This window comes from Roseateles paludis, from assembly GCF_039872745.1.
Lineage (GTDB): Bacteria > Pseudomonadota > Gammaproteobacteria > Burkholderiales > Burkholderiaceae_C > Pelomonas > Pelomonas paludis.
In genome coordinates this window covers 326,918-339,268 of sequence record NZ_JBDPZD010000003.1, presented here as the reverse complement: position 1 = coordinate 339,268, position 12,351 = coordinate 326,918, and the positions used below count along the sequence as shown (strand labels likewise).

At 63.8% G+C, this 12,351-nt stretch carries 11 protein-coding genes; all 11 read right to left on the bottom strand.

Annotated elements, in window-relative coordinates:
* Positions 1-12: 12 nt before the first annotated feature.
* Complete coding sequence (locus tag ABDJ85_RS12855) at positions 13-1,488, bottom strand: NADH-quinone oxidoreductase subunit M (RefSeq protein ID WP_347705177.1); 1,476 nt, start codon at positions 1,486-1,488, stop codon at positions 13-15.
* Between the two features lie 20 nt (positions 1,489-1,508).
* On the bottom strand, positions 1,509-3,575 hold the full coding sequence (nuoL, locus tag ABDJ85_RS12850) for an NADH-quinone oxidoreductase subunit L (RefSeq protein ID WP_347705176.1): 2,067 nt from the start codon (positions 3,573-3,575) through the stop codon (positions 1,509-1,511).
* 23 nt (positions 3,576-3,598) lie between these two features.
* On the bottom strand, positions 3,599-3,907 hold the full coding sequence (nuoK, locus tag ABDJ85_RS12845) for an NADH-quinone oxidoreductase subunit NuoK (RefSeq protein WP_347705175.1): 309 nt from the start codon (positions 3,905-3,907) through the stop codon (positions 3,599-3,601).
* Positions 3,904-4,542, bottom strand: coding sequence for an NADH-quinone oxidoreductase subunit J (locus ABDJ85_RS12840; protein WP_347705174.1), 639 nt, complete (start codon positions 4,540-4,542; stop codon positions 3,904-3,906). Before ABDJ85_RS12840 ends, nuoK begins: the two co-directional genes overlap by 4 nt.
* 35 nt (positions 4,543-4,577) lie before the next feature.
* On the bottom strand, positions 4,578-5,066 hold the full coding sequence (nuoI, locus tag ABDJ85_RS12835; protein WP_347705173.1) for an NADH-quinone oxidoreductase subunit NuoI: 489 nt from the start codon (positions 5,064-5,066) through the stop codon (positions 4,578-4,580).
* Positions 5,067-5,152: 86 nt separating this feature from the next.
* A complete protein-coding gene (nuoH, locus tag ABDJ85_RS12830; RefSeq protein WP_347705172.1) occupies positions 5,153-6,250 on the bottom strand; it encodes an NADH-quinone oxidoreductase subunit NuoH in 1,098 nt (365 codons plus the stop codon).
* A 5-nt stretch (positions 6,251-6,255) separates the two neighbouring features.
* The gene (nuoG, locus tag ABDJ85_RS12825; RefSeq protein ID WP_347705171.1) at positions 6,256-8,580 is read right to left on the bottom strand and encodes an NADH-quinone oxidoreductase subunit NuoG; all 2,325 of its coding nucleotides are present in this window, start codon (positions 8,578-8,580) and stop codon (positions 6,256-6,258) included.
* A gap of 21 nt (positions 8,581-8,601) precedes the next feature.
* The gene (gene nuoF, locus ABDJ85_RS12820) at positions 8,602-9,945 is read right to left on the bottom strand and encodes an NADH-quinone oxidoreductase subunit NuoF (protein ID WP_347705170.1); all 1,344 of its coding nucleotides are present in this window, start codon (positions 9,943-9,945) and stop codon (positions 8,602-8,604) included.
* Between the two features lie 5 nt (positions 9,946-9,950).
* The gene (locus ABDJ85_RS12815; RefSeq protein ID WP_347705169.1) at positions 9,951-10,472 is read right to left on the bottom strand and encodes an NADH-quinone oxidoreductase subunit NuoE family protein; all 522 of its coding nucleotides are present in this window, start codon (positions 10,470-10,472) and stop codon (positions 9,951-9,953) included.
* 7 nt (positions 10,473-10,479) lie between these two features.
* Complete coding sequence (locus ABDJ85_RS12810; protein WP_347705168.1) at positions 10,480-11,733, bottom strand: NADH-quinone oxidoreductase subunit D; 1,254 nt, start codon at positions 11,731-11,733, stop codon at positions 10,480-10,482.
* 10 nt (positions 11,734-11,743) lie between these two features.
* Positions 11,744-12,337 (bottom strand): NADH-quinone oxidoreductase subunit C, encoded by a 594-nt coding sequence (locus ABDJ85_RS12805; RefSeq protein ID WP_347705167.1) that lies wholly within the window; start codon positions 12,335-12,337, stop codon positions 11,744-11,746.
* Positions 12,338-12,351 lie beyond the last annotated feature (14 nt).

Genomic DNA, 12,351 nt, shown 5'->3' with positions numbered 1-12,351 from the left:
CTTGGGTCGCCCTCAGGGAACAATCTTGCTCTGAGCGACGTGCTTGAGCAGTTCGGTGACCGAGACGTGCATCACATCGGTGAAGGGCTTGGGATACACGCCCATCCAGAGCACGGCGATGGCCAGCACGGCCAGCATCAGGAACTCGCGCGCATTGATGTCGGTCAGGGCGCGGACCTTGTCGTTGGCCACATCACCAAAGTAGACGCGCTTGATCATCCACAGCGTGTAGGCCGCACCAAACACCAGGGCCGTGGCTGCCAGCGCACCCAGCCAGAAGTTGGCCTGCACGGCACCCAGGATGACCATCCACTCGCCGACGAAGCCGGCCGTGGCGGGCAGACCGCAATTGGCCATGCCGAAGAACACGGCGAATGCAGCGAAGGTAGGCATGGTGTTGACCACACCGCCGTAGGCCGAGATCTCCCGCGAGTGCACGCGGTCGTAGAGCACGCCGATGCTCAGGAACATCGCGCCCGAGACAAAGCCGTGCGAGATCATCTGCACGATGGCGCCGGACACGCCCAGCTCGTTGAAGATGAAGAAGCCCAGGGTCACGAAACCCATGTGGGCGATGGACGAATAGGCCACCAGCTTCTTCATGTCCTTCTGCACCAGGGCCACGAGGCCGATGTAGATGACACCGATGATCGACATCGCGATGATCAGCCACGCCCACTCGTGGGCGGCATCCGGGGCGATGGGCAGCGAGAAGCGCAGGAAGCCATAGCAACCCAACTTCAGCATGATGGCCGCCAGCACCACCGAGCCGCCGGTAGGCGCCTCGACGTGGGCATCGGGCAGCCAGGTGTGCACCGGCCACATCGGCACCTTGACCGAGAACGCCGCCAGGAAGGCGAAGAACAGCAGGGTCTGGGTGTGCCCGTTCAGGGGCAGCTTGTGCCAGGTCTGGATGTCGAAGCTGCCGGCCGACTGGTAGTACAGGTAGAGCAGCGCGACCAGCATCAGCAGCGAGCCCGCCAGCGTGTACAGGAAGAACTTGAAGGCCGCGTAGACGCGCCGCGGGCCGCCCCAGACGCCGATGATGATGTACATCGGGATCAGGGTCGCCTCGAAGAACACGTAGAACAGCATGCCGTCGAGGGCCGAGAACACGCCGACCATCAGACCCGACAGGATCAGGAAGGCGCCCATGTACTGGTTGACACGGGTGTCGATCACCTCCCAAGCGGAGATCACCACGATGACGGTGATGAAGGCCGTCAGCGGCACGAACCACATCGAGATGCCATCCAAACCCAGGTGGTAGCGGATGTTGAAACGCTCGATCCAGGCCTGGTTCTCGACGAACTGCATGGCAGCCGTCGAGGTATCGAACCCGGTGATCAGCGGCAGCGTGACCAGGAAGCTGGCCAGAGCCGCCACCAAGGCCAACCAGCGCACGGCCGGGGCGTTCTCGTCACGCCCAAGCGCCAGCAGCAATGCGCCGCAGACGATGGGCAGAAAGATTGCAAGACTCAGCAACATTCTTGTTCTCCGCCTTCAGCTCATTGGCCCAGCAGGGCTTTGAACTGAGGCTCGATATACGGCCAGAGCTTCCAGGTCATCAGACCCACCACGCCCACGATCATGACCAGGGCGTACAAGGGCAACAGGCCGGTCTGCAGGCGCCGCACCAAGCCGGCGATGCCACCGATGGCATGGGCCGAGCCATTGATGACCACGCCGTCGATCAGGCCAGCATCACCGCCCTTCCAGAGCCCGATGCCAATCCAGCGCGCAGCGCGGGCCAGGATGTTCTCGTTGATCCAGTCCATGTAGTACTTGTTTTCCAGCACGACAACGACAGGGCGCAGGACCTTGGCGATGGTGGCAGGAACAGACGGCACCAGCATGTAGAACACGTAGGCCGTGACAACACCGCCCAGCGCCAGCCAGAAGGGCAGCGTCGTGAAGGCATGCAGGGCCATCGCCGTGGCGCCGTGGAACTCCTCAGTCAACTCATGCATCGCATGGTGGGCGTGCGAGTTCACGAAGATGGCGTCCTTGAAGAAGTCGCCATACAGCATGGGCTGGATCGTCAGGAACCCAATCACCACCGAGGGGATGGCCAGCAGCAGCAGCGGTGCCCAAACCACGGCGGGCGACTCGTGCGGGGTATGCGCATGGCCATGGCCGTGATCGTCGTCGTGGTGATCGTGCTCGCCCGGGAAGGGCTTGTGATGGAAGTGCTCCTTGCCGTGGAAGACCAGGAAGTACATCCGGAAGGAATAGAAGGCGGTGACGAAGACGCCCAAGGTCACGGCGAACTGCGCGAAACCGGCGCCCGGGAGGTGGCTGGCATGCACGGCCTCGATGATCGAGTCCTTGGAGTAGAAGCCCGAGAAGAACGGCGTCCCGATCAGCGCCAGCGAGCCCAGCAGCGAGGTGATCCAGGTGATCTTCATGTACTTCCAGAGGCCACCCATGTTGCGGATGTCCTGATCGTGGTGCATGCCGATGATCACGGAGCCAGCGCCGAGGAACAGCAGGGCCTTGAAGAAGGCGTGCGTCATCAGGTGGAAGACGGCCACCGAGTAGGCCGAGGCGCCGAGCGCCACCGTCATATAGCCCAGCTGCGAGAGCGTCGAATAGGCCACCACGCGCTTGATGTCGTTCTGGATGATGCCCAGGAAGCCCATGAAGAGCGCCGTGATCGAGCCGATGACGAGCACGAAGTTGAGCGCCGTGTCCGACAGCTCGAACAGCGGCGACATGCGCGTCACCATGAAGATGCCGGCCGTCACCATGGTGGCGGCGTGAATCAGGGCCGAGATCGGGGTCGGGCCTTCCATCGAATCGGGCAGCCAGACGTGTAGCGGGAACTGGGCCGACTTCCCCATCGCGCCGATGAACAGGCAGATGCAGGCCACGGTCAGCATCATCCAGTCGCTGCCGAAGATGCCGGTCAGGATGGGCGCATTGAACTTGACCTGGGCCAGGTCGTTGGACTTGGCGAAGATCTCGGCGTAGTTGAGCGAGCCGGTGTAGGCCACCAGCAGGCCGATGCCGAGGATGAAGCCGAAGTCACCCACCCGGTTGACCAGGAAGGCCTTCATGTTGGCGAACACGGCCGTCGGCTTCTTGAACCAGAAGCCGATCAGCAGGTAGGACACCAGGCCCACCGCTTCCCAGCCGAAGAACAGCTGCAGCAGGTTGTTGCTCATGACCAGCATGAGCATCGAGAAGGTGAACAGCGAGATGTAGGAGAAGAAGCGCTGGTAGCCCGGGTCCTCTTCCATGTAGCCGATGGTGTAGATGTGCACCATCAGGGACACGAAGGTCACCACGCACATCATCATGGCGGTCAGGCCGTCGATGAGGAAACCGACCTCCATCTTCAGGCCGCCGAGCGTCATCCACTCATAGACCGTGCCGCTGAAGCGCGCGCCATCCGAGGCCACGTCCTTCAGCGTCATGGCTGACAGGATGAAGGCCACCAGCACACCGAGGATGGTGACGGTGTGCGCGCCGCGCCGGCCGATCAGCTTGCCAAAGAAGCCCGCCAGCACCGCCCCGACCAAGGGCGCGGCGGGGACGGCCACCAGCAGGGATTGCGAAAGTTCTTGTGACATCGTTCGTATCGCCGGTCTGGGGGTCAGCCCTTGAGGGCGTCGAGTTGTTCCACGTCGATGCTGGCGCGATTGCGGAACAGCACGACCAGGATGGCCAGGCCGATCGCAGACTCAGCCGCCGCCACCGTGAGGATGAAGAACACGAAAACCTGCCCCGCCATGTCGCCCAGGTAGTGCGAGAAGGCGATGAAGTTCAGGTTGACCGCCAGCAGCATCAGCTCGATGGCCATCAGCAGCACGATCAGGTTCTTGCGGTTCAGGAAGATGCCGATCACCGACAGCGCGAACAGCAGCGCACCCAGGGTCAGGAAGTGCCCAAGCGTCAAGCTCATGCTTGGCCTCCTTCATTACCAGCAGCAGGTGCGGCCGCATGCACCGTCGGGGCCACCTTGATGACGCGCAGGCGTTCGGCCTTGGTGACCTTGACCTGCTCGCTCGGGTCCATGTGACGCGAGTCCTTGCGCGCCCGCAACGTGAGCGCAATGGCGGCCACGATGGCGACCAGCAGCAGCACGGCCGCGATCTGCAAGGGGTAGAGGTAGGCGGTGTAGATCTCGATGCCCAGCAACTTGGAGTTGCCCATCTCGACGGCCGCCGCGGAGAGCTCAGGCGCCTGCTTGAGCTGGAAGCCTTGCATCAGCACAACGCCCATCTCCAGAGCAATCAAGGCGCCCACGGCTGCGGCGAGCGGCAGGTGCGACCAGAGGTTCTCGCGCACGCCGTCCTTGTTGAGGTCCAGCATCATCACGACGAACAGGAACAGCACCATCACAGCGCCGATGTAGACGAGCACCAGCGCGATGGCCAGGAACTCGGCCTTCAGCAGCATCCAGACGCAGGACGCGGTAAAGAAGCTCAGGATCAGGAACAAGGCCGCATGCACCGTGTTGCGCGCGGTGATGACCCGGAAGGCCGCACCGAGCAGCACGACGGACAGGGCGTAAAAAATCAGGGTGGTGGTGTCCATGGAAATCCAGCCAGGGCTGAGGGCGTCTTGGCCACTCAGCGGTACTTGGCGTCGGCCTCCTTTTGCGCGGCGATGTCGGCTTCGTAGCGGTCCCCAACGGCCAGGAGCATGTCCTTGGTGAAGTAGAGGTCGCCACGCTTTTCGCCGTGGTATTCGAAGATATCGGTCTCGACGATGGAGTCGACCGGGCAGCTCTCTTCGCAGAAGCCGCAGAAGATGCACTTGGTCAGGTCGATGTCGTAGCGCGTGGTGCGGCGGCTACCGTCGGCACGCACATCGCTCTCGATCGTGATCGCCATCGCCGGGCAGACGGCCTCGCACAACTTGCAGGCGATGCAGCGCTCTTCACCGTTCTCGTAGCGGCGCAGCGCATGCAGGCCACGGAAGCGCGGCGACAGCGGCGTCTTTTCCTCTGGGAACTGGATGGTGATGTTGCGAGACAGGAAGTGCCGGCCGGTCAAGGCCATGCCTTTCAACAGCTCGGTGAGCATGAAGCTCTTGGCGAAGCTCAAAAAGGTAGACATCGGCTTACTGACTCCGCAGAGCCGCCTCGAGGAGGCAGTCGCCCCTTTGGGGGGCAGAGAACGAAGTGAACGTCGGTGCGGTCATGTCACTTCCAGATGTTGAACGGGGTCTGCATCCAGATGCCGACCACGATCAGCCAGACCAGGGTGACGGGGATGAAGATCTTCCAGCCCAGGCGCATGATCTGGTCGTAGCGGAAGCGCGGGAAGGTGGCACGGACCCAGAGGAACATGGTCACGACGACAAAGGTCTTGCCGAACAGCCAGGCCCAATTCCATAGCGCCATCGTGTTCTGGATGAACTCGGGCGTCTGCATGCCGAAGAGGCTCCAGGACACCGGGGCGCTCCAGCCACCAAGGAACATGATGACGGCCAGTGCGGACACCAGGATCATGTTGGCGTACTCGGCCAGGAAGAACATGGCGAAGCTCATGCCCGAGTACTCGATCATGTGGCCAGCGACGATCTCGGATTCGCCTTCGACAACGTCAAACGGGTGGCGGTTGGTTTCAGCCAAGCCGGAGATGAAATAGACGACGAAGATGGGCAGCAGGGGCAACCAGTTCCAGGACAGGAAGTTCAGGCCCTTGGCCGCGAACAGGCCCTGCTCCTGCGACTGCACCACGGCGGTCATGTTCAGCGAGCCAGTCACCATCAGCACCACGACAAGCGCAAAGCCCATCGCGATCTCGTAGCTCACCATCTGGGCCGAGGCGCGCAGCGCGCCCAGGAAGGCGTACTTCGAGTTGGACGCCCAGCCGGCAATGATCACGCCGTAGACCTCAAGCGAGGTGATCGCCATCAGGAACAGCAGGCCGGCATTGACATTCGCAACCGCAGCGTCGGGACCAAAGGGCACCACAGCCCAGGCCGCCAGCGCCGGCATGATGGTCATCACGGGGCCCAGGAAGAACAGGCCCTTGCTGGCTGCCGACGGCGTGATGATCTCCTTGAAGATCAGCTTCACGGCATCGGCAATCGGCGTGAGCAGGCCATAAGGGCCGACACGGTTCGGCCCGGGGCGGATCTGCGACCAGCCAATGGCCTTGCGCTCCCACAAGGTGAGGTAGGCCACGCAGATCATCAGCGGCGCAACGACCGCGATGATCTTGATCAGGCTCCAGACCACGGGCCACAGCCCCCCCAGCAGGGAGGCACCGGTTTGGAAAAGGGTCTCGATCATGGGGCTCAGACCTTGCTCAGCGTGAGGGTGCCCTGCGCCGCGCCCAAGGCTGCGGTTTCAGCAAGGCCAGCAGAGACGCGGACGACGTTGGCTGGCAATGCGGCTTCGAGCTTGGCCGCCAGCTGAACGGCACGGCCATCCTGGACGACGCGCACACGATCACCGGCCGACAGGCCCAGCTCAGACCACAGGGTTTGAGGCAGCCCGGCCATCGCGGCATCGCGCGCGTCAGACGTGGCCTGCAACGAGGGCGAATGGCGCACCAGCTCATCGGCCGCGTAGATCGGCACCGGGGCGTAGCGCTCGAGGCCAGCGGCCGCAGGCGTTGCCACCGGCGTGGCTGCGGTCGCATTGCTGAGACGCGCCGCCAAGTCGGGCGAGGCGCCCAGCGCAGCGTCACGCACGGCCTCGCTGCTCTGGTAATCAAAGCCGGCGAGGCCGAGCAGATTGCCCAGCACACGCAGGATCTTCCAGCCCGGACGCGTGTCACCCAGCGCCTTCACCACGCCCACAAAGCTTTGCAAGCGACCCTCGGCGTTGACAAAGCTGCCGGAGGTTTCGGTGAACGGGGCCGTGGGCAGGAGCACGTCGGCGTAGTCGAGGCCCACCTTGAAGGGGCTCAGCACCACCACCAGCTCGGCAGCGTCGAGCGCTGCACGGGCGGCCACCGGGTCGGCGGCGTCCAACTCGGGGTTGGTCTGCAGCAGCACCGCTGCCTTGAGTGATGTGCCCGAGAGCATCTGGGCGGCATTCAGGCCACCGGCCTGAGGCTGGGCCTTGACGAGCTGCGCACCCACCGTGTTGGCGGCGGCTGTCAGATAGCCCACCTTGGCACCCACCTGCTGGGCGATCCACTGCGCAAGCGCCAGCAGGCTTGATGCGGCCGGGTGGTGCGCGGCGCCATTGCCCAGCAACACGGCCTTCTGGCTGCCGGAGAGCAGGCTGTCAGCGATGGCGCGGGCCTCCGCCGTGACGGGAGCATCCAGCGGGGCCGTGCTGCCCTGGCTCTGCGCGATGGCACTGGCCACCGCAGCCAGCGCGTTCACCCAGGCCGAGGGAGCCGCCTGGACTTGGGCGGCGACGGGCATCAGCCAGTCATCGTGGCCCACGCCGACGCGAGTAATCTGGGCGCCATGCCGAGCCGCTTGGCGCAAGCGCGCGGCGAAGAGCGGATGGTCCTTGCGCAGCACCGAACCCACCACCAGGGCACGGTCGAGCAAGGAGAGTTCAGCGATGCTGCAACCCAGCCACTGAGCCTGGCCCGCAGGAGCGGCGAGGCTGAAGTCCTGCTGGCGCAGACGGTGATCGACGTTGTCGCTGCCGAGGCCGCGCATCAACTCGCCGAGCAGGTGCAGTTCCTCAACGGTGGCGTGGGCGGAACCCAAGGCGCCGATGGCTGCTGCGCCGTGCTCAGCCTTGACAGACTTGAGCCCATTGGCCACGTACTCGAGCGCCACGCTCCAGTCGACCTGCTTCCACGCCCCACCCTGCTTGATCATCGGTGCGCTCAGGCGCGCATCGCTGTTCAGGGCTTCATAGCTGAAACGGTCGCGGTCGGCGATCCAGCACTCGTTGACGTCCTCATTCTCGAGCGGAACGACGCGCAACACCTGGTTGTTCTTGACCTGGACGACCAGGTTGGCACCGGTCGAATCGTGCGGGCTCACGCTCTTGCGGCGCGAGAGCTCCCAGGTGCGGGCGCTGTAGCGGAAGGGCTTGCTGGTCAGCGCGCCCACCGGGCAGACGTCGATCATGTTGCCGGACAGCTCACTGTCCACCGTGCGTCCGACGAAGGTCTGGATCTCACTGTGCTCGCCGCGGTGGGCCATGCCCAGCTCCATCACGCCGGCAATCTCTTGCCCAAAGCGGACGCAACGCGTGCAGTGGATGCAGCGGCTCATCTCCTCCATCGAGATCAGCGGGCCGACGTTCTTGTGGAAGACGACGCGCTTTTCTTCGGAGTAGCGGCTCTTGGAGCCGCCATAGCCCACGGCCAGATCCTGCAGCTGGCACTCGCCGCCCTGGTCACAGATCGGGCAGTCCAGCGGGTGATTGATGAGCAGAAACTCCATCACCCCTTGCTGGGCCTTGACGGCCTTGTCGCTCTTGGTGCGGACGATCATGCCCTGCGTCACCGGCGTGGCACAGGCCGGCAGCGGCTTGGGGGCCTTCTCCACTTCCACCAGGCACATCCGGCAGTTGGCGGCGATGGAGAGCTTCTTGTGATAGCAGAAGTGAGGGATGTAGGCACCGGCCTGCTCAGCCGCATGCATGACCATGCTGCCTTCGCGGACCGAGACCTTCTTGCCGTCGAGTTCGATTTCAACCATGGTGGCGTTCCTCGGTGGCTCTCAAGTTGGAGCCACCAGGGGCTTCTTGTGTTCGATCAGATGCACGAACTCGTGCTTGAAGTGCTTCAACATCGCGCGCACCGGCATCGCAGCCGCGTCACCCAGCGCACAGATGGTGCGGCCCTGGATGTTGTCGGCAACGGAGTTCAAGAGGTCGATGTCCTCTAGGCGGCCCTGCCCGGCGTAGATGCGCTCCAGCACACGATGCATCCAGCCCACGCCTTCGCGGCAGGGCGTGCATTGGCCGCAGGATTCGTGCGCGTAGAAGTAGGACAGTCGGAGCAGGCTCTGCGCCATGCAGCGCGAGTCGTCCATCACGATGACAGCGCCCGAGCCCAGCATGGAGCCGGCCTTGGCGATGGAGTCATAGTCCATCGTGCACTGCATCATCACGTCGGCCGGCAGCACGGGGGCTGACGAGCCACCGGGGATCACGGCCTTGAGCTTGCGGCCCTTGCGGACGCCGCCCGCCAGTTCCAGCAAGGTCGAGAACGGCGTGCCGAGCGGGATCTCGAAGTTGCCCGGGTTCTCCACATCACCCGACACCGAGAACAGCTTGGTGCCGCCGTTGTTGGGCTTGCCGATCTCCAGGTAGGCCTGGCCGCCATTGCGGATGATCCAGGGCACCGCCGCGAAGGTCTCCGTGTTGTTGATGGTGGTCGGCCGGCCATAGAGACCGAAGCTGGCCGGGAACGGCGGCTTGAAGCGCGGCTGGCCCTTCTTGCCTTCCAGCGACTCGAGCAGCGCGGTTTCTTCACCGCAGATGTAGGCCCCGAAACCGTGGTGGGCGTGCAGCTGGAAGCTGTAGTCCGAGCCCATGATGTTGTCGCCAAGGTAGCCAGCGGCACGCGCTTCTTCAAGCGCGGCTTCGAAGCGCTCATAGACCTCGAAGATCTCGCCGTGGATGTAGTTGTAGCCGACCTTGATGCCCATCGCGAAGGCGGCAATGGCCATGCCTTCGATGACGATGTGCGGGTTGTGCATCAGGATCTCGCGGTCCTTGCAGGTGCCGGGCTCGCCCTCGTCCGAGTTGCAGACCAGGTACTTCTGGCCCGGGAACTGGCGGGGCATGAAGCTCCACTTCAGGCCGGTCGGGAAGCCGGCGCCGCCACGGCCACGCAGGGCCGAGGTCTTGACTTCGGCGATGACCTGGTCGGCCGTCATACCCTCGCCGCCATCCTTGCCGAGGATCTTGCGCAGGGCCGCATAGCCGCCACGCGCTTCGTAATCCTTGATCGACCAGTTGCTGCCGTTCAGGTCAGCGTAGATCTGGGGCGAGAGGTGGCGTCCATGGAAGCAGGTCTCCGCCCCTGTCGCCTGAAACTTGGTGAGGTCCAGCGTCATGGTGTTCAGGCCTTCTGGCTCGCCGCGTCGGCGCGCAGGGTGTCGAGCAGCGCATCGAGACGATCGTTGCTCATGAAGCTGCACATCTGGCGGTCATTGACCAGCATCACCGGCGAGTCGGCACAGGCGCCCAGGCACTCGCTCTTCTGCACGGTGAAGAGCCCGTCCGCCGTCGTGCCGCCCTGCTCGATGCCGAGCTTGCTGCACAGGTGGTCCAGCGCCTTCTGTCCATCGCGCAGTTGGCAAGGCAGGTTGGCGCAGACGTTCAGCTTGTAGCGCCCAACGGGGCGCTGGTTGTACATGTTGTAGAAGGTCGTGACCTCATACACCGCAATGGCGGGCATGCCGAGGTAGGCCGCAATCGCGTCTTCGCTCTCGCGGGGCACATGGCCCAGCTCCTGCTGCACGATGGCCAGGCAGGCCATGACGGCCGACTGGCGTTGCTCGGACGGGTACTTGGCGACCTCGCGGTCGAAGCGCGCACGCGTGGCGTCGCTCAGCACGTAGGGGGTGGGGGTCGTGGTCATCGTGAGGTCAACGATCGATTTCGCCGAACACGATGTCCATCGTGCCGATGATGGCGACAGCGTCCGCGATCATGTGACCGCGGCCCATTTCGTCGAGCGCGGCCAGGTGGGCGAAACCAGGCGCACGGATCTTGAGGCGATAAGGCTTGTTGGCACCGTCGCTGACGATGTAGATGCCGAACTCGCCCTTGGGGTGCTCCACGGCGGCATAGGCCTCGCCCTCGGGCACGCGGAAGCCTTCCGTGAAGAGCTTGAAGTGGTGGATCAGCTCTTCCATGCTGGACTTCATGTCCACGCGCGAGGGCGGCGCTACCTTGTGGTTGTCAGTGATGACGGGGCCAGGGTTGGCGCGCAGCCAGTCCACGCATTGCTTGACGATGCGGTTGGCCTGGCGCATTTCCTCGACCCGGACCACATAGCGGTCATAGGTGTCGCCGTTGGTGCCGACCGGGATGTCAAAGTCCATGCGGTCATAGACGTCGTAGGGCTGGGTCTTGCGCAGGTCCCAGGCAATGCCCGAGCCGCGCAACATCGCGCCGGTGAAGCCGAGGTTCATGGCCCGCTCGGGCGACACGACACCGATGCCCACGGTGCGCTGCTTCCAGATCCGGTTGTCGGTCAGCAGGGTCTCGTAGTCGTCGACGTTCTTGGGGAAGCGGGCGCTGAAGTCGTCAATGAAGTCCAGCAGCGAGCCCTGACGGTTCTCGTTCAGCTGCGCGATGGTCTTCGCGTTCTTGATCTTGCTGACTTTGTACTGGGGCATGCTGTCCGGCAGGTCACGGTAGACCCCACCCGGACGGAAGTAGGCCGCGTGCATACGCGCACCCGACACCGCCTCGTACATGTCGAAGATGTCCTCACGCTCGCGGAAGCAGTAGATGAGGATGTTCATCGCACCGCAGTCCAGACCGTGGCAGCCCAGCCAGAGCAGGTGATTGAGAATGCGCGTCAGCTCCGCAAACATCACTCTGATGTACTGCGCCCGCAGCGGCACCTCGATGCCCAGCATCTTCTCGATGGCCAGGCAGTAGGCGTGCTCGTTGGCCATCATCGACACGTAGTCGAGACGGTCCATGTAGGGCAGCGACTGGATGAAGGTCTTTTGCTCGGCCAGTTTCTCGGTGCCGCGGTGCAGCAGGCCGATGTGGGGGTCGGCGCGCTGGATGACTTCGCCATCCAACTCCAGCACCAGTCGCAGCACGCCGTGCGCGGCCGGGTGCTGGGGGCCGAAATTCAGCGTGTAGTTCTTGATCTCTGCCATAGCGTTTGAGTCAGAGCCCGCCGTAGTTGTCTTCGCGGATCACGCGCGGCGTGATCTCGCGGGGTTCGATGGTGACCGGCTGATAGACCACGCGGCGCTGCTCGGGGTCATAGCGCATCTCGACGTGGCCCGAGACCGGGAAGTCCTTGCGCATCGGGTGACCAATGAAGCCGTAGTCGGTCAGGATGCGGCGCAGGTCCTCATGGCCTTCAAAAATGATGCCGTACATGTCGAAGGCTTCGCGCTCGAACCAGTTCGCCGAACTCCAGACGCCATTGACCGAAGCGACACAGGGGAAGTCGTCGTCGGTGGCAAAGGTCTTGAGTCGCAGGCGCCAGTTCTTGCTGACGGACATCAAGTGGCTGACGGCCGCAAAGCGAGGGCCGTCATAGGCACCATCCTTGTAGCCCTCATAGTCCACGCCGCAGAGGTCGATCAACTGCTCGAACGCCAGGTCGGCGTCGTCACGCAGCGTCGTCGCAACGGAAAGGTAGTCGGCCGCAGGCACCGTGAGGGTCAATTCGCCGAGCGCCGAGCGCACGCTCACGCGGTCGCCGAATCGCGCAGCCAACAGCTGGGCCAGGGTATCGAGGTGTGCACTCATGCTGTCTGGAACCT

Coding starts and splice junctions, on each gene's coding strand:
- nuoH (WP_347705172.1), bottom strand. CDS start 6,250: ATGATCGAGACCCTTTTCCAAACCGGTGCCTCCCTGCTGGGGGGGCTG.
- nuoG (WP_347705171.1), bottom strand. CDS start 8,580: ATGGTTGAAATCGAACTCGACGGCAAGAAGGTCTCGGTCCGCGAAGGC.
- ABDJ85_RS12815 (WP_347705169.1), bottom strand. CDS start 10,472: ATGACCACGACCCCCACCCCCTACGTGCTGAGCGACGCCACGCGTGCG.
- ABDJ85_RS12805 (WP_347705167.1), bottom strand. CDS start 12,337: ATGAGTGCACACCTCGATACCCTGGCCCAGCTGTTGGCTGCGCGATTC.
- ABDJ85_RS12810 (WP_347705168.1), bottom strand. CDS start 11,733: ATGGCAGAGATCAAGAACTACACGCTGAATTTCGGCCCCCAGCACCCG.
- nuoL (WP_347705176.1), bottom strand. CDS start 3,575: ATGTCACAAGAACTTTCGCAATCCCTGCTGGTGGCCGTCCCCGCCGCG.
- ABDJ85_RS12840 (WP_347705174.1), bottom strand. CDS start 4,542: ATGGACACCACCACCCTGATTTTTTACGCCCTGTCCGTCGTGCTGCTC.
- nuoF (WP_347705170.1), bottom strand. CDS start 9,945: ATGACGCTGGACCTCACCAAGTTTCAGGCGACAGGGGCGGAGACCTGC.
- nuoK (WP_347705175.1), bottom strand. CDS start 3,907: ATGAGCTTGACGCTTGGGCACTTCCTGACCCTGGGTGCGCTGCTGTTC.
- nuoI (WP_347705173.1), bottom strand. CDS start 5,066: ATGTCTACCTTTTTGAGCTTCGCCAAGAGCTTCATGCTCACCGAGCTG.
- ABDJ85_RS12855 (WP_347705177.1), bottom strand. CDS start 1,488: ATGTTGCTGAGTCTTGCAATCTTTCTGCCCATCGTCTGCGGCGCATTG.